We start from the raw sequence: 15,629 nt of genomic DNA, 5'->3' as shown, positions 1-15,629 counted from the left end.
TTCATTTCATTAGCGTGTATTGCCCAGCATTTCGCGCAGTTCGAGGCGGTTGTAGGCCACGCGCAGCGCATCGCGCGCGCTGATTTCCTTGCGCGCAACCAGCTGCTGCAGCACTTCGTTGAGCGGCCGCGACATGCTGTCTTCCTTGCGCTTCATATAGTCGCTGATCATGTGCAGCTTGTCCGGATCGACGATGTAAGGCGCGATCTGCTGGTTGTGGTTGAACACCATCTCGCTGGCCAGCACATAATTCTCGCCATTCTCGGACGGCAGCAGGCTTTGGAAGATCACGCCGATCAGGGAACTGGCCAGCATGGCCGAGCGCTGGGCGCGCTGGTCGACAGGGAAGAAGCTGAGCAGCTTGCTGATGGCGCCGACCGCATTCCCGGTGTGCATGGTGGCCAGCACCAGGTGGCCGGATTCGCCGGCGTGCAGCACGGTTTCGGCCGTATCGTAATCGCGGATCTCGCCCACCATCAGCACGTCGGGCTTCTGCCGCAAGGCTTCGCGCAGGCCGCTGGAGAAGCTGGCGGTATCGACCGGCACTTCCTTCTGCGAGATGATCGACTGCTTGCGCTGCAGGGTGTATTCGATCGGCTCTTCGATGGTGACGATATGGCCGTTACGGTTGGTATTGATGTAGTCCAGCATGGAGGCGATGGTGGTGGTCTTGCCCGACCCGGTCGGACCGGTCACCAGGATCAAGCCCTTGTTCGATTCCAGCATGGTGCGCACATACGACGGCAACCCCGTGCGCTCCAGCGGCAACGGTTCCAGCGGCAGCCGGCGCACCGACAGCGCTACCTTGGCGCCGGCGCCCAGGCGGTAGACGTTGCAGCGCAGGCGGCAATTCTGCAGCACGAAGGGGCGGTCCAGCGCCTTCTCGACGATCTTGTCTTCCCAGTCTTCGTCGATACTGTCCAACAAAGGCCGCAGCTCGCCCAGCGTCAGCGGGCCTTCATGGAATTGCTGCCAGCCGCGCGGTGTTTTCACCATGGCGGCAGCACCCTGCTCCAGGTGAATATCGGAAAAGCTTTGCTGCCCGCTCACCAGCTGCATGAACTTCTGCTGGAAGTCGCTGGCGCGCGAAGTATCGTTGGACATCAGGGTCACCTCTAAGATGAAAATGATTCAGGCTACGTAATTCTACACAGTTGCGCATGCAAGGCACATTCCTTCGCCCTGCGCTGACGCCCGCACACGATAGCGGAAGCGGCAGCAAAAATACAAGATTGTGTTTACTATTGCCAATTAAATTCTGTTGAGCACGTGCAGGCCGGAGTGACTATTAAGTTTGGACGAACATGAAGATCGCATGCCATATCCAAAGTGCTGAAGTCTACGAACTGGTACATAGCGTTCTGCTGCGGGCCGGCTTCGAGGTGCAGCGCTTTGCTTCGGAAACTGCGTTGCTGCGGGGCGTGCGCCGCGACGACGTCGACCTGATCCTGATCGACCTTGCCAGCGAGCCGGAGGCGGACAACAGCCTGCTGTCCTGGCTGAACATGCGCAACGGCGATGCGACCCCGGTGATGATACTGTCGCCTATGCGCAGCGCCGAACTGGCGGCCCAGGTGCTGAACGCCGGTGCCGACGAATTCGTGCCGCGGCCTTTCGAAGCGGTGGAACTGCTGGCACGCGCCAACGCCCTGTTGCGCCGCAGCGGCAATGCGCCGCAGCGGCGCAGCATCGAATACGCCGGCTACAACCTGGAGCGCGACAGCGGACGCCTGCAATTCCTTGGCCGGCAGATCGAGCTGACGCCGCGCGAATTCAGCATGGCGTGGCTGTTCTTCTCGTCGCCCGGCGTCTATATTTCGCGCAGCACCATCGGCGCCGTGATCTGGAGCACGGACAGCGAAGTGGCCGGCCGCACCATCGAGCAGCACGTCTACAAGCTGCGCAAGAAGCTGCAGGTCGGCGACAAGCGCATCGTCATGATCCGCACCGCCTACACCCAGGGCTACCGCCTGGAGCTGTGCACGCCGGAGTAAAACGGCCAGCTTGCCATCAGTACGCCGCATCGTTCGCCCCTCCCCCGCCAGCCTGTTCGGCCAGGGCCGCTTCCGGCAGGTTCTTGCGCACCTTCAGCGCATACTTGATGCGCTTGGCCGGATCGCGCGCGTTGTAGGCGCCCACCGCTTCCCAGGTCACGCCCATGCGCTGCATGTTCTGCGCCAGGATCCAGGCGCCGACCTGGATGCTGGTGCAGGCATCGTACAGGTCCTTTTCCTCCACGCCGTATTTGCGCAAGGTCGGCAGCCAGCTGCTGTTGATCTGCATCAGGCCGATATCGTAGCTGCCGTTCTTGTTACGGTTGATGGCCGTCGGATTCAGGCCCGATTCGGTCTTGGCGATCGCATACAACAGGTAGGGATTGACGCGGTACCAGGTCGCGGCTTCTTCCCAGCACGCGTGTGCAGGAAGGCTGGCCAGCGACAGGCAGGCCGCCAGCGCCGCGGCGCGGCGCTTAATTGGGTGTGTAGTTTCCATTGGCATACCTGAAGGTGTGGTCCTGGCCGCAAATCAGCGGGCGCATGTCGGCATCCATGACGACGGTACCGGCTGGGAACTTCAATACGCTACGGCCTTCCAGGTCGCTCCATTCCCAATAATGGCAGGCGCCGGCCGCCACTTTGACCGAGGTAAGGTTGATCGAGGGGGCCGCCATCCAACTGCTCGCTTCTATCCTGCGCGCCAGCACGGAGCGCACCACGTTGGCGTCGCGCTGCACGTCCAGGTCGCGGCCGGCCCGCAGGTCGCGGTCGCTGGCGATGTCGGCGACCGCGTGGATGGTACCTTCCGATTCGATCGCCTGGACCGCACGCAGGTTGCGCGCCTTCACTTCGCCCGGCGCATCCAGGTTGCCGTCCTTGTCCAGGGCAAGCGGCGCCCAACCCGCACCGTCGAAGGTAAAGGCGCGGCTCAGGTTCATCACCATGCGCACGTCGCCGCGCAGGCTGCCGGCCACCGGCAGGTCGCTCCAGGCCTCGACCGGTGCCTTCCACGAGGAGGCCGGCATCCAGCGGCCCGTCGCGTCGCAACTGAGCAGCTCGCGCCTGCCGGCGTCGATGGTCAAGCCCGGCGTGGCCCCGCTCTCGTCCAGGCAAGAGTCGCCCGCATTGGCCAGCGCGGTTGTCCCCAGCCGCAATGCGACTTCCATGCGATTGAGCTCCGGCCGGCCCGGCACCCTGCCCCGGTACAGGAAGTCCGTCGCCATCTGGCCGGCGCCATCGTAGAACAGGTTCGACACCAGGTGGCCGGCATCGGCTGCCGTCCCCTGCAGCACCGCACCGGCGCCGCCGGCACAGGTGATGCCGCGATAAGGCGTGGTTTCCATGCGCCAGGATGCGCCGCGCGCAAAGGCCGGTTCACGTGCCGTGATGAAGCCGCTGCCGGGCCCCGCGTGCAGGGCCACGGCGGCCAGGTCCTTGTCGCCGATAGGCTTGCCGCCGCTGGTGACCACCAGTGCGTCGAACTTGCCCGGCGCGGCGGCGGCATCGGGCTGGCGCACCAGCACGCAAGTGCCCTGCTGGTAGGCGTTCAGGTCGGTAAAGCCGGCCGGCAGGAAATGCCCGGCGCGCAGTTGCTCCAGGCTGACCGCCAGCACCGTGGCGGCGGTCGGTGTCGCCGCCTTGATCTCGTCATGGTGGGCCTGCATATAGCGTTCTGCCGCATGCACCACCTGCGCCTGGTAATAGGCGGCTTGCTGGCCGCGCAGCTCGTCGAGCGAATTGTCGCTCATGCCGGTCAAGCCAAGCAGCAGCACGGCGCCGACGGCCAGCGCCGCCAGCAGTTCCAGCATGCCGACGCCGGATTGGCGGCGACGGGCGGTCATGGCGCCACCGCCAGCCAGACCGGCACCCCGTCCGGCAACGCCAGGCTGGCCAGGGCCGCCAGCGGGATGCCGGTGTCGCCGTACACCGGCGATTGCAGGTTGGCGACGCCGCGCCGGTAGCTGCCGGCCAGCACCGAGTTGCGGGCCAGCCGCACGATTTCACGCGTCAATTCGCGCCGCGGCAACTGGCGGGCGTAAATGTAGATGGTGCCGGCCGCATCGCGATAATTGCCCCAGGCGGTAGCGGGCTGCGCCTCCAGCAGGGGCCAGGCGCGCAGCACGCCGCTGGTTTTCAGCGTATCGATGCTGACGCTGGTGGCACGCAGGTCATTGGCCTGGAAATAGGCCACCACCGCGCTGCGGTAATTCGCCATGCCTTCGGCGCTGGCTTCGGCCAGGTGCTGCTGCCCGGCCGCGGCATGGTGCTCGGCCAGCGCCACGTAGGCGCCCGCCATCGACATCACCAGTGCCAGTATCACGACATTCCACATGCTGCCTCCCCTGCGTGCTTTGATACGCCTCAGGCGCCCTTGAACGTCACGGCGTTGCCGGCGGCGCCGGCCACCGTGCACACGGTCGTTGCATCGCTGACCGAGACCGGGAAGGTGGTGATGGCCTTGCCGCCGCCGCTGATCTCGACCCAGCCGCTGGCGCCGCTGATCAGGTTGACGCAGACATCCTTGGGTACCGATGCATAAGTGATCTCGAAACCGGCGGCGGTTCCCGTTACCGTGACGGCGCCGCCCCAGCTGTTTTTCAGGGTGTTGCCCTCGGTGTTCTTGGCCAATGTGCTGGGGATGGCGTTGGCGGCGATCAGCGTGGGCACCAGGCTCTCCACCGGATACGACTGGCCGATGTACAGCTTGCGCACGGCGGTGCGCATGGCCACCGCTTCCTCCGTGGCCTGGTTCGACTTGGCGCTGCTGAAGGCGCCGCCCAACAGCGACACGGCGCCCAGCACCACCACGGCGGCGATGCCGAGGTAGGCGATACCTTCCAGCAGGGAGGCGCCGCGCTGGCGGAACGGCGATGGCATGCGGCTGGAACGTTGCTGCGATTGGTACAGGTGATTCATGGTCATGCCTCCATTTGTGTGACTGGTCTGTCAGGTAAATCGGCCAGGCTTCAGCCGACGCCGCGCGTGGCGGCGGCGATTTCCTGCTGGATGCCGAAGAAGCCGGTCACCAGCCAGGCGATCACCAATGCCAGGGTGACGATGGCGAAGCCGTTCAATACTTTCATGCGCAGGGCAACCGCTTCCACGCCCTCTTCCATCCATTCGGCCGCCAGCAGCTTGAGCGCTTCCGAAAAGCCTTTGTAATCGGCGTACACGCACAGGTCGTCGATAATGGCCGGCGAAGGAAAACCGTAGCCCGCATGGCGCAGCGCTTCGCCGCAATTGAGGCCGGAGCGCACGCCCATCAGCGCACCGTCCAGGCGTTCGCGCAGCCAGGGCTCGGATTTGACGGACAGCCGCGCCAGCGACTTCTCCACTGTGACGCCGGCCGCCTGCAGGGCGGCAAACGCCATCAGGAAACCGCTGCCGACGATCAGGCGGTAGATCGAGAATGGGGCGAAACGGTCAAGGAACACCCGCACATTGCCGCGCCATAGCGGCAGCGAGGCCAGCATGGCGGCGATGAAGACCACCATTCCGGCCACCGCAAACAGCATCCAGTCCTGCACCCAGAGCGACATGCGGTACAGCGACAGGGCCGCGCCGTGCCAGCCCGCCGGGTCGACCAGGCGCGTGAACTGCGGGATCACCAGCGCGCCGAACAGCCAGATGTAGAGCGCGATCATGACCAGGATGGCAAGCGGGTAGGCGGCGCCGCTCAGGATCTCGGTCTTGATGCGGCGCCCCGCCTGCACCACATCCACCAGCGCATGCAGGCTGCCCTCCAGCCGGCCGGACTGCTCGCCCGCCATGATGATCATCTGCTCGGTGCCGGGCACCCACCAGGCCAGGCCGTCCGACAGCAGCTGGCCGTTCTGCACCATGCGCCGGCAGTCGTCCAGCACCAGCGACAGGGTGCTGTCGCCGCCAGGGCCGGCATTGCGCCGCGCCAGTTCCTCCAGGATGCGCAGCAGCGGCAGGCCGCCGGCCAGCATCTTGGCGATCTTGCGGTACAGGCGCACCCGCTCGGAAGCATTGAACTGGGTACGCGCCCAGTAACGCACGATTTCAACGCGCATCGCAGCCCTCCTCCACCACCTGCAGGCGGCGTCGCGCCAGGGCCGCGCCGGCATTCAGGTGGCCCAGCACCTGTTCGGCCATGCGCGGATCGACCAGGCCGGCGGCGACTTTTTCCACCGCGTGCTCGACCATCGTGCGTCCGCCCGAGCGCAGCCAGTAGCTCAGTGCTGCCGCCTTGTCGCCGCGCCGTACGTGGCCGAAAAATTCGTCGTCCGGCAGGATGATCTCTGCCACCACCGTGCGCCCGATGCTGCCGTGCCCCGCGCAATGTTCGCAGCCGGGCCCGGTCACGTGCACGCGCCGCAGGTCCGCCACCACGTCGCGCAGCCTGCCCATCACGGCGGGCGGCAACGGCGCCGGGGCGGCGTGCAGCGGCAGCTTGCAGTGCGGGCACAGGGCCTTGACCAGGCGCTGGCTGATCAAGCCCGTGACCACCGTGTGGTCCGCCACCTGGCTGGCAGCCAGTCCCAGGTCGAGCAGGCGGTCGGCAATGGCCAGCGCGCTGTTGGCGTGGATGGTGGTCCAGACCTGGTGCCCGGTCATGGCTGCGCGCACCGCATTCTGGGCCGAGGCGCGGTCGCGCACCTCGCCCACCATGATGGTGTCCGGGTCGAGCCGCATGGCATTCGAAATGGCTGCCGCGAACAGGCGCGACCGCTCGTCCTCCGAACCGGCATTGGTGACCGAGGTCTGCACCGCGCCGTCGATCGGGTATTCGACCGGATCCTCGATGGTGAGCACGTGGCGCCGTCCCTCGGCCTCGGCGATCTGGCCGGACAGGATGCGCTGCAGCGTGGTCGACTTGCCGGAGCCGGTCGGCCCGCCGATGATGTTCATGCCGATCGGTTGTTCCTTCAGTTGCTGCAGCATGGCGGCTTGTTGCTCGCTGAAGCCGAGCGGGCACAGTTCGCCGTCGCCAGCGTCCAGGTACAGCAGGCGCAGCACCATCAGCGTGCCTTCGTTGGTCGGCACGGTGGCGATGCGCACCCCGTGCAGCTCGGGCGGCAGCTTGTCGCGGTCGGCGATGCTGGCATCCTGCCGCTCGGTCGGCTTGTAGGAGCTGTCGGAGACCGAGGCCATCGCGCCGTACAGGGTGGCCAGCAGGCGCTCGCCGTATTCGCGCGTCTGGACGCCGACCGGCGTCAGGTCGCCGCGCACGCGGAACAGGATCTCGGTGGCGCGCTGGCGCACCCGGATGTGGATGTCGGAGGCGCGCGCGGCACAGGCACGGCTCAGCAGATCCTTGGCCGTCACCTGCATCATCGAGTGTTCCTGGCGCCGCTCCACCAGCGCGCCATTGCCGCTGGCGTACAGGTGGCGCAACTCGTCGATCTTCGCGTGCTCGACGCGGAACGGCTTCTGCATGCGCTGCAAGCGCGCCTGGTAGGACAGCACGTGCGCATTCATGTCCTGTCCGACCGCCACCAGCAGGCGGCCATCGGCCAGCAGGCACACCAGCTTGCGCTCCTCGGCGCTGGCTTCGAACTGGCCGGCGTGGCTCAGCACCGCAGCGCCTTGCAGCGGCGCTTCGGCCGGCGCATTGCCAGGGGACTGCGCGCCGGCCTGCATGCCTGGCAGCGCAATGCGCAGTTTCATCGCGCGCTCCTTGGCGCCGCCGCCACCGGCAAGGGGGCCGGCGTGCCAGGATTGAAGGCGTTGACCTGCTGGGTATAGCCGGACAGGCGGACGCGCTTGCGTCCCGGCGCGCTCGCCATCACCTCATTGTTCTGGATCGAGACGATGCGCATGCCGCCCGGCAGCACGCTGCCGACCTGCACCTCGGCCACGCTGCCGTTCGACATTTCAAGGGTGGCGAACATGGTGTCGCCCAAGCCTTCCACGGCGCGCACCACCGGGTCGCCGACCACCACGGGCTGGCTCAGCATCGCACCCATGGTCTGCTTGGCGGCGATCTCGTTCTGCTTGGTGATGATGGAGGACTGCACCTCGAGCTGTTTTTCGCGGGCCCGCAGCAGCATGGTTTCCGCCTCGATGCGGGTCAGGCTGGCCGCCGTGCTTTCCGCGCGCGCCACCGCCGGCGGCAGCATGCACAGTGCCAGCGTCAGCGCAGCGACGCCCCTGGTCTGATTATTTTGCATAAATGACTCCTTCAAGTAACCATGCCATACCGCGATAGCTGATCTTTTCGATGCGCACTCCGGGCCGTTCCAGCATGGCCGCGAGTTGTTGCGGCGCCACGCCCTGGGCATCGAGCTGGAAGCCGAAGGCTTGCCAATCCTGGACCGCCGGCCCGGCCGCCGGCGCCGGCCCCATGGACGCTGCGACAGGCGCCGCCGCCCGCTTGTTGAGGCGCAGCGACAGGCCGAGGTTCTGCATCTGGGCCATCAGCGGTTCGATCGCCTGCGGCGCCGCCAGCAGCTCTTCGCCGCGCGCCGCCGGCAACGCGGCCAATGCCCCGTTCAGGGTCGCCTTGTCGCCGGTCGGATCGATCACGGCTTGCGGCACGGCGTCGCGCAAGGTGGCAACCGTGGCGGCATTGCGCGACCAGGCATAGCTGAACTGGCCGCGCGTGCAGCTGTATTCGTCGAGCCGCCAGCCGCCGGGCGTCAGGTGGTCCAGGCGGTCGAAACAGGCGCGGAATGCGGCGGACGGCAAAGGCTGGCCGATCCAGGGCCGCTGCACCGCGCTGGGCACGGCGGCACGCTGTGCCAGCACGACCTGCTCGGCCTCGCGCCGCGCCTGCCACTGCCTCCATCCGAAGAACAGGCCTGCGCCCACCACGGCCAGCGCGACGCCGGCGGCCAGGCGCCACTCCGGCGCGCGCTGGGCCGCGATCGGGCGCAGGCGCCACCAGCGGAAGATCCGCAGGCTGCCGTCCTTGCGGTGCGGCAGCAGGCTTTCTATGCGGCGCGCATTGAAGTTGTGAAAACCTTGTCCCGCCAGGCTTTCGTCGCCGATCACCACGTTCCAGCCGCCCAGCGCATAGTCGCCGTACAGGCGTTCCAGTACTTCTTCCTTGGTACCGGCGAAGTCGCCGTTGGGCAGGAAATTGGCGTCGCGCACGGCGAAATAAGCCCACTTCCCGTCCGGCAGCTGCAAGGCCGCCAGCCAATTGTGTACCGGTTGCAGCAGCCCGTCGTAGAAAGCGCCTTCCATGGCCACCGTCTTGGATACCGCCGCGCCCAGCGAATACAGGGTGCGCGCCGCGCCGTCGCTGCTTTGCGCATAGCCGGCCTGCGCGGTCGACTGGTCGCGCCGCACCACCATCAGGTCGGAGCCGATCTTGCGTCCCAGTTCCATCGCTTCGCGCTGCAGTTCGCGCGGCCGCGACAGCGACTGCCAGAACAGGCCGCAGACGAAGCGCGCCTTGTCGATCTGGATGATATGAATGCCCATACCGCCCTCCTCAGGTACCGGCCATCGCCATCGGGGTGATCAGCACCACGATCACTTCCTTGTTGCTCTTGGCCTTGACGCCGCCGCCCAGCAGGTAGTTGTCCGGCTTGCCCACGCCTTGGCGATCGACGTTTTCGTCGGTCTGCTCAAAGCCGCCGATCACCAGGGTTTCGCCCGATTTCATCGACACGCGCTGCAGGAAGTTGCGGGTATCCAGCTCCGGCGACTCGATGCGGCTGTTATTGCTCTCGATGACGCGGATGCTGCGCAGGGTCGAAATATCGATCGAGAACTGCAGCATCACCGCGCCGTTGTTGAGCACATGCGGCAGGATGCTCATATTGAAGCCGGCCGTCACCACGCCCGGCACCATGGTGGTGGTGGTGCCGACCTGCGCCACGATCGCGGTCTGCGAGCTTTGCAGGTAGGTGGTCTGGCGTGCCACCTGCACCGGCACCGGCTGGTTGTTCAGCGTGACCACCGACGCCGTGGTCTGGCGCCGCACCTTGCCCTGCTCCGCCAGCGCCTTGGCGACCACCGTACTGCCGCTGAAGCGCGAGTTGCCGACGATCCCGGCCGACAGCGCCGACGCGCCCTGGGTGGTGTTGAAGGTGTTTTGCAGGCCGTACTTGTTTTTCAGGCTGTTGTACACCAGGTTCCAGTTGATGCCGTACTCGTCGCCCTGCTCCAGGCTGACCGACAGCACCGTGACGTTCATCACGATCTGGCGCGACAGGGCCTGGTTGGCGCTTTCGATATAGGCGCCGATGCGCTCCAGCGTATCGGGCGTATCGACCACCGTGATGGTGCCCGTCGCCGGCGCGGCCAACACCTTGCCGTGCGGCGAAAGCATCACTTTCACCGCGTTCTCAATGCCGTTGTACACCGACAGCTTGGACACCACGCCGGTGTTCTGGCTATTATTGGCCGAGACCGAGCTGCCGCTGTTGCCGCCGGTGCCCCCCGAACCGCCACCCGAGCCGCCCCCGCCGGCCAGCGAAGCCGCCCCGCTGGTCACCGATGCGGCAAACGATGCATCGCCCGGCACGGCACTGATCTGGAAGGTGCGCGCGTCGGTATGGTAGAACTGGATCACGCCGTCGGCATACTTCCAGGAGACGCCGAAGCGGGCCGCTATCGTATCCAGCAATCCCTTGAAGGATCCGTTGGCATAGCTGACGCGGATACCACCCTGCAAGTCAGGCTGGAAGCTGACGCTGGCGTCGGCGGCGCCGCTGCGCAGCGGCGCGTCGCCCGCCACCGGCTGCTCGCCCGGCATGCCCTGTGGCAGCGGCAGCGGCATTGCAGGCACGCCGGCCGGTTGCCGCATGGCTGGCGGCGAAGGCAGGCGGCCGCCGCCACGCTTGAAGGCGCTGGCGGCAACGCTGGAGGCGTCGGCATTGACCCGGCTCGGAATGCCCGAGCGCAGCGTCAGGCGTTCCGCCAGTTCGGACAGGGAATAGATGCTGCGGTCGAACGCCGCGGGCTGGTGGAACACTGCCGGCAACGGCGGCTGCCCCAGCTTGACCACGTTCTTGCCCAACCAGATGCCCGGTTCGTGCACCACGCGGGCCGATGCCGGCACCACGGCGCCGCGCGCATTGCGCCCCACTTCCTTGACCAGGCCGGACGTCGTTCCATCGGCGGCATCGGCGTTGGAGGACACGCGGTCGGCCAGGTCGGAGCAGCCGCTCAGGGACAGCACCGCGCAGGCCAGAACCGGCAGGCATTGGGTGATCGGGCGGCGCATCATTGCGCACCCCGGCCGATGATGCGCAACACCTTGTTGCCCTTATAGAAAACCGCCTTGATCGGCATTTCCGCACTGTCCATGCTGCCCACTACCGTGGCGATAGCTTCTTCGAAGGTGCCTGGCACGGTGGTGCGCACCTGCACCGCGTAGTCGACCGGCAGCTCCCATAGCAACTGCCAGCCCGCTGCGCCGGCCCAGCGCGCCAGCGCAGAATTCAGGGTTTTGTCGGCCGGGACGATGTCCCAGGCGTCCGGTGCCGCACGTACGGCCGGCTCGCTGACCGGTGCCGCGACCGCTATGGCACGGCCTTTGCCGTTGGCGGACCGCAGCGCGGGCTTGGCCGGCTTGCCGCTTGCCGCGGGCTTCGCCGATTCCGCGGCAAACGTGCCGCAGCACAGCGAAAGACCAAGCGCCGCAAAGGAAACCTTGGCCGCGCCATTCAATGTGATATTGAGGTTCAACGCTCTTCCTCCTGATGGCCATTGCTGGCAGATGACATCAACAAAGCCTTGCCGCCGCCAGGAGCGCTTGCATCGCAAGTGCGCCAGGGCTAGGAGAAATATAGACGAAAGTGCATTCCGAATTTCTCAACAAGGCTCAACAATCCTCACCCCGCGGGGAGACGCGCGTCAACGCTGTTCGGGGCTGACGGCGGCGGGGATCAGGGCCCAGGGCGAACGTTCGCCCGAGGGAGGCGCGGGAGCGCGCATCTTCGCCGGCGCGGCATCCTTGGCGGCAGGCGGCGCCGGCAGCGGCAATGGCAAGGGCAATTGCGTGGTGGCGGATTTGCCCGGTGCCGGGGGCGGAGGCAGCGCCGCCAGCTGGCGCGGAGCCTCCGATGCGGCCCCACCCCGCCGGGTGCCGCCGGCCGCCGGTGCCGTGTACGCCCGGTCCTGGCCACTGATGCGCGGCGTGATCAGGAACAGGCGTTCGCGCGTGCTGCGCGATTCGGTCTGGTTGCGGAACAGGCCGCCGACCAGCGGCAGGTCGCCCAGTACGGGGGTCTTCTGCTTGTCCGTGGCCATCCGCTCGGCGCGGTAGCCGCCGATCATCAGGGTCTGCTGCAGGTTGACGATGGCTTGCGTGCTGATGGTCGAACGCGTGACGCGCACATTGCTGCGCGAATCCTTGCCCGGCCCGCTATTGCCGGCGCCATCGAGGGAGCCGTCCTCAATGTCGACTTCGAGGTGCACCTTGGCGCCGTCCGCCTCGCGGATAAGGCGCGGGATCACGCGCAGCATGGTGCCGGCCGTGATGTCGGCCAGGTCGGCCACGCGCTCGCCGACCAGCGGCACGTAGGCCGTCTGGCTCAGGTCCAGCACGGCAGCCACGTTATCAAGGGTCAGCACGGTCGGTGTCGCCAGCACGCGCGCTTCGCCCTTCGCCTCCAGCGCCTTCAGGCGGGCATAGAAGCGGTTGATGTTGCTGATCAGGAGCGTGGCCCCAGGCAATGGCAGGTCGCTTCCCTGCGACTCGCCTGCCGTGGAATTGAACGTCAGGTTGCTGGTGCCGGCCCGCACGCCCCACTCCACGCCCATTTCGGCCAGGTTGCTGCGGTCCATGTCGATGATCAATGCTTCGATCTCGATCTGCTGCGGCGGCACGTCAAGTTCCGCGATCAGGGCGGCGTACATCTCGCGCTGCTGCACGTCGTCGTAGATCAGGATGGCGTTCATTGCCGCACTGGCTTCGATGCGCGGCTTGCCGTTTTCCGCGCTGCCGCCCTGCGCCTTCTTGCCGGAACCCTCTCCCTGCGGCGGCGTGGCGGGCAGCGGCGCATTGCCGCCCTGGGCCGGAGAGAAGATCGGCACGAAGGCATTGCCGCCGCGCGGCGCTTCCTGCGCAGCACCGGCGCTCCCCTTCGGCCGGTGCGAACGTTTCGGGCTGCCGACATCGAACTGGTTGGTGTCGGCCAGCTTCTCGGCCGAGGTGGGACCCAGCAGCAGGCCGGAGAGGATGGTCTTCACCCCCGGGATGATTTCGGTCTGGCCGCGCGCATTGATGGTGCGGTCCATGGCGCTGGCGTACTTCAGGCGGAACACCATCACCCGCCTGCCGCGCACCTTGGCACGCTGCTCGTCGGGCAGCAGGATCTGGCGCGCGAACTTCACATAGCTGCGCGGGCCGCTCACGATCACCGTGCCCACGTCCGGCAACTCGCCCCAGCCGAATCGCTCGTCGAACAGGCCCACGCCAACCATGGCGGCCTTGGCATCCTGCACCGCATCGTCTCCCAGGTCGAGCCGCACCGAGGTGTGGTCGCTGGCGGGAACGATGTACAGCACTTCGTTGTAGACGAACCAGCCGCATAGGCACAGCGGCGCCAGACGGTTGAGGAACTCGCTGCCGCTGTTGGCGGCCAGGCGGCCATTCATCGCTTTCTGGCCCGGCACCTCCATCGACACGCGCACGCCGTACACGCGGCCGAATTCGTCCAGCACCGCGCGCAGCGTCATGCCGCTGGCGTTGATGGCGAATCCCGTTCCCTTCCAGGAAGCCGGAATGGCTGCCGATGCGCCGGCCGGCAACAGCAGCATGGCCAGCAACAGCAGCAGGCGCTTGAAGATGGCAGGACACTTCATCGCTGCACTCCCGCGAACAGGGCGCGGATGCGCTGCTCGCTCTGGTCAGGGGAATTGTTGGCGCGTGCGCGCGCGGGGGCTGCCGCCATGCGCCACATGGCGAGCTGGTTGAACAATTGCTCAAGCGCCGGCGCGGCATCCAGCCAGCTTTCCGCCTGCGGCAGCCATTGCGACAGGACCAGCGCGCCGTCGGCCCGCAAGGCCAGGCCGGCCTCGAACTGGCGGGCACCCTGGAAGCCGGTGCGCGCAGCCTCTTCCAGCTGGGCATCGCTCGCCTCGCGCAACAGGATGGCACCCAGTTCGGCACCACCGGATGCGGGCTGCAGGTAGGCCGATTCGCCGTCGAGAACCAGGGGCGCGTCGGCCGGCAGGTCCTCCAGCCAGCGTGCGATATCGTCGCTCATGGCTTATTTCGATTCGTTGAGAACGGTTTTCAGGGGTTTCTGCAGCAGGTTGAATTGCGCGGTCATTGCGCTATGGGTCAGCGATTGCTGTTCCAGCAGGCGCGTAAACTCGCTTGGATTCGGCTTTTCGCCGTTGGCCTGGCGCCGGTAAAACTCGTGCAGCTGGTCGCCAACGCCTTCGAACTTGCGGTCAAGGCGATGCAGGGATTGCACAACGGGATTCAGCTTGCTGGACATGGCGCTCTCCTGAGAAGTGATCTACAGGTGAGTGGCGCCAGGGAGGACGTCGGTTCGCCCGGCACGGGAAAATTCAGGTAGCGGCCTGCATGCCGGGCAAGCTTGCCAGCGCCTGGCGCAAGGCCGCCGCAGCCGCGCTGAAATCGGCGCGCCATTCGCCGCTGTCGGCCTCCAGCTTGCAAGTGCCCGGTTCCAGCCGGTCGTCGCCTTCGCATGGCCACGGCAGGCCTGGTGGCGGCGGCATGTCCTGCGGGTGCAGGCGCAGCACGGCATTCACCAGCTTGGGCGGTGCTTCGCGCAGCAGGCGGCGGCAGCCTGCCGCCACCTTTTCCTGCGCCGTGGTTTCCAGCACGAGCCGGTCGTACAAGACGCCGGCAAGCTCGGCGACCACGTGCTGCGCCTGCTCCAGCAATTCGGCCATGGCCGCATCCATGCCTTGCTGCAGCCGCATGGCCTGCTCCAGCACGCGCGCCTGCGCCTCGTGGACAGCCAGGCGTGCCTCTTCACGCGCTGCCGCCAGCAGTTGCTGCGCCTCCTGCCGGCCTTGCTCGACGATCTGCCCCGCCAGCACATGCGCATCCGCCGTGCGCTCGATGGCGTCACCGCGCAGTATGCCGTGCAGCGGTTGCAGGCGCGGGTCCGCGTCCAGGCGCGCTTTGCAGAAACCAGTCATGCCAACTCTCCTTGTAATCGCGCCTTGCCCGCCTGCTCCAGGCACAAGCCCCAGCAGCGCAGGCGCCTGCGCGCCGCTGCGCCGCTGCACGCGCCCGGGACCATCCCGCGCAGGATGAAGCCCGTCAACGCCGCGCCTGCATCGGCGGCCTGCTCGCCGGGCAACGCCAGGCGCAGGCGGTCCCACATGCCGGGAAAACCGGCTTCCATGGCGCAGGCAAGTTCGCGCAACCCATCGCACCGCAGGTCCCCGCTTGGCCGGCAAAGCCGCACCAGCGGCTGGATGGCCGCCGTGGCAAGGCTCCAGCGCCGCACTGCGGCAGGCAGGCCGGCCAAGGCATCATGCCTGCCCTCGCGCGCGGCAAGCAAGGCCCCGTACAGCCGGGCGGCAGGCAGCAGCACGGCCGCATCGCATCCGGCAAATTGCTGCCAGGCGCTGTCGGATGCGCGCGGGAAGTCGGGACGTACGCCATGCTCGCCGCACCAGAACCGGTAGCCCAGGCGGCGTGACAACGGCGAAGCGCCGTCGGCCCGCATCGATGGATCGAACCACCAGTCAAGGAACTCCACGGCTCCGGCATGCGCCACG

Annotated in this window: 17 protein-coding genes; 1 reads left to right on the top strand and 16 read right to left on the bottom strand. The window is 66.9% G+C overall.

From position 1 onward, the window contains the following. Positions 1–9 precede the first annotated feature (9 nt). Complete coding sequence (locus BM269_RS11845) at positions 10–1,104, bottom strand: type IV pilus twitching motility protein PilT (RefSeq protein WP_090437209.1); 1,095 nt, start codon at positions 1,102–1,104, stop codon at positions 10–12. Between the two features lie 200 nt (positions 1,105–1,304). Between BM269_RS11845 and BM269_RS11840 the strand changes: the two genes are divergently transcribed. Then, positions 1,305–1,994, top strand: coding sequence for a response regulator transcription factor (locus BM269_RS11840; protein WP_090437208.1), 690 nt, complete (start codon positions 1,305–1,307; stop codon positions 1,992–1,994). Between the two features lie 16 nt (positions 1,995–2,010). On the opposite strand, the gene BM269_RS11835 is transcribed toward BM269_RS11840, so the two are convergent. The 15 genes from BM269_RS11835 to BM269_RS11765 form a co-directional block, all read right to left on the bottom strand. Next, entirely contained in the window at positions 2,011–2,493 is a 483-nt protein-coding gene (locus tag BM269_RS11835; RefSeq protein WP_170860353.1) for a lytic transglycosylase domain-containing protein, read from the bottom strand. Beyond that, positions 2,471–3,838, bottom strand: a complete 1,368-nt coding sequence (gene pilV, locus BM269_RS11830) for a shufflon system plasmid conjugative transfer pilus tip adhesin PilV (RefSeq protein ID WP_090437206.1) — start codon at positions 3,836–3,838, stop codon at positions 2,471–2,473. Before pilV ends, BM269_RS11835 begins: the two co-directional genes overlap by 23 nt. Next, positions 3,835–4,329: a type IV pilus biogenesis protein PilM gene (gene pilM, locus BM269_RS11825; protein WP_090437205.1), complete on the bottom strand. Its 495-nt coding sequence runs from the start codon at positions 4,327–4,329 to the stop codon at positions 3,835–3,837. The genes pilV and pilM overlap by 4 nt, the downstream gene beginning before the upstream one ends. Positions 4,330–4,358: 29 nt before the next feature. Further along, positions 4,359–4,913: a type 4 pilus major pilin gene (locus BM269_RS11820; RefSeq protein WP_229204606.1), complete on the bottom strand. Its 555-nt coding sequence runs from the start codon at positions 4,911–4,913 to the stop codon at positions 4,359–4,361. Between the two features lie 50 nt (positions 4,914–4,963). Continuing rightward, complete coding sequence (locus BM269_RS11815; protein WP_090437203.1) at positions 4,964–6,034, bottom strand: type II secretion system F family protein; 1,071 nt, start codon at positions 6,032–6,034, stop codon at positions 4,964–4,966. After that, positions 6,024–7,631, bottom strand: coding sequence for a GspE/PulE family protein (locus BM269_RS11810; protein WP_090437202.1), 1,608 nt, complete (start codon positions 7,629–7,631; stop codon positions 6,024–6,026). Before BM269_RS11810 ends, BM269_RS11815 begins: the two co-directional genes overlap by 11 nt. Continuing rightward, a complete protein-coding gene (gene pilP, locus BM269_RS11805; protein ID WP_090437201.1) occupies positions 7,628–8,134 on the bottom strand; it encodes a type IV pilus biogenesis protein PilP in 507 nt (168 codons plus the stop codon). The genes BM269_RS11810 and pilP overlap by 4 nt, the downstream gene beginning before the upstream one ends. Further along, on the bottom strand, positions 8,124–9,392 hold the full coding sequence (gene pilO2 / locus BM269_RS11800; protein ID WP_090437200.1) for a type 4b pilus protein PilO2: 1,269 nt from the start codon (positions 9,390–9,392) through the stop codon (positions 8,124–8,126). The genes pilP and pilO2 overlap by 11 nt, the downstream gene beginning before the upstream one ends. A gap of 10 nt (positions 9,393–9,402) precedes the next feature. Beyond that, positions 9,403–11,145 carry a PilN family type IVB pilus formation outer membrane protein gene (locus BM269_RS11795; protein WP_229204605.1) on the bottom strand — a complete coding sequence of 581 codons (1,743 nt, stop codon included), beginning with the start codon at positions 11,143–11,145 and terminating at the stop codon, positions 9,403–9,405. Next, entirely contained in the window at positions 11,142–11,606 is a 465-nt protein-coding gene (locus BM269_RS11790; RefSeq protein WP_229204604.1) for a toxin co-regulated pilus biosynthesis Q family protein, read from the bottom strand. Before BM269_RS11790 ends, BM269_RS11795 begins: the two co-directional genes overlap by 4 nt. A gap of 168 nt (positions 11,607–11,774) precedes the next feature. Further along, positions 11,775–13,727, bottom strand: coding sequence for a type III secretion system outer membrane ring subunit SctC (gene sctC / locus BM269_RS11785; RefSeq protein ID WP_090437199.1), 1,953 nt, complete (start codon positions 13,725–13,727; stop codon positions 11,775–11,777). Next, complete coding sequence (locus BM269_RS11780) at positions 13,724–14,131, bottom strand: hypothetical protein (protein ID WP_090437198.1); 408 nt, start codon at positions 14,129–14,131, stop codon at positions 13,724–13,726. Before BM269_RS11780 ends, sctC begins: the two co-directional genes overlap by 4 nt. A 3-nt stretch (positions 14,132–14,134) precedes the next feature. Continuing rightward, entirely contained in the window at positions 14,135–14,368 is a 234-nt protein-coding gene (locus BM269_RS11775; protein ID WP_090437197.1) for a hypothetical protein, read from the bottom strand. A gap of 73 nt (positions 14,369–14,441) precedes the next feature. Next, positions 14,442–15,041, bottom strand: coding sequence for a FliH/SctL family protein (locus BM269_RS11770; RefSeq protein ID WP_090437196.1), 600 nt, complete (start codon positions 15,039–15,041; stop codon positions 14,442–14,444). Next, a complete protein-coding gene (locus BM269_RS11765; protein ID WP_139232719.1) occupies positions 15,038–15,628 on the bottom strand; it encodes a hypothetical protein in 591 nt (196 codons plus the stop codon). The genes BM269_RS11770 and BM269_RS11765 overlap by 4 nt, the downstream gene beginning before the upstream one ends. Position 15,629: the final 1 nt, after the last annotated feature.

Origin of the sequence: Duganella sp. CF458, from assembly GCF_900113115.1 — a bacterium.
Taxonomy (GTDB): Bacteria; Pseudomonadota; Gammaproteobacteria; order Burkholderiales; family Burkholderiaceae_D; genus Rugamonas.
Note: the sequence above shows the minus strand (reverse complement) of the source record. Positions and strands in the feature narration are given on the sequence as shown.

Excerpts from the sequence above, each read along its gene's own strand:
- sctC (WP_090437199.1), bottom strand. The coding sequence starts at position 13,727 with ATGAAGTGTCCTGCCATCTTCAAGCGCCTGCTGCTGTTGCTGGCCATG.
- BM269_RS11820 (WP_229204606.1), bottom strand. The coding sequence starts at position 4,913 with ATGAATCACCTGTACCAATCGCAGCAACGTTCCAGCCGCATGCCATCG.
- BM269_RS11840 (WP_090437208.1), top strand. The coding sequence starts at position 1,305 with ATGAAGATCGCATGCCATATCCAAAGTGCTGAAGTCTACGAACTGGTA.
- BM269_RS11835 (WP_170860353.1), bottom strand. The coding sequence starts at position 2,493 with ATGGAAACTACACACCCAATTAAGCGCCGCGCCGCGGCGCTGGCGGCC.
- pilV (WP_090437206.1), bottom strand. The coding sequence starts at position 3,838 with ATGACCGCCCGTCGCCGCCAATCCGGCGTCGGCATGCTGGAACTGCTG.
- BM269_RS11775 (WP_090437197.1), bottom strand. The coding sequence starts at position 14,368 with ATGTCCAGCAAGCTGAATCCCGTTGTGCAATCCCTGCATCGCCTTGAC.
- pilO2 (WP_090437200.1), bottom strand. The coding sequence starts at position 9,392 with ATGGGCATTCATATCATCCAGATCGACAAGGCGCGCTTCGTCTGCGGC.
- BM269_RS11845 (WP_090437209.1), bottom strand. The coding sequence starts at position 1,104 with ATGTCCAACGATACTTCGCGCGCCAGCGACTTCCAGCAGAAGTTCATG.
- BM269_RS11795 (WP_229204605.1), bottom strand. The coding sequence starts at position 11,145 with ATGATGCGCCGCCCGATCACCCAATGCCTGCCGGTTCTGGCCTGCGCG.
- BM269_RS11810 (WP_090437202.1), bottom strand. The coding sequence starts at position 7,631 with ATGAAACTGCGCATTGCGCTGCCAGGCATGCAGGCCGGCGCGCAGTCC.
- pilP (WP_090437201.1), bottom strand. The coding sequence starts at position 8,134 with ATGCAAAATAATCAGACCAGGGGCGTCGCTGCGCTGACGCTGGCACTG.
- pilM (WP_090437205.1), bottom strand. The coding sequence starts at position 4,329 with ATGTGGAATGTCGTGATACTGGCACTGGTGATGTCGATGGCGGGCGCC.
- BM269_RS11815 (WP_090437203.1), bottom strand. The coding sequence starts at position 6,034 with ATGCGCGTTGAAATCGTGCGTTACTGGGCGCGTACCCAGTTCAATGCT.
- BM269_RS11770 (WP_090437196.1), bottom strand. The coding sequence starts at position 15,041 with ATGACTGGTTTCTGCAAAGCGCGCCTGGACGCGGACCCGCGCCTGCAA.
- BM269_RS11780 (WP_090437198.1), bottom strand. The coding sequence starts at position 14,131 with ATGAGCGACGATATCGCACGCTGGCTGGAGGACCTGCCGGCCGACGCG.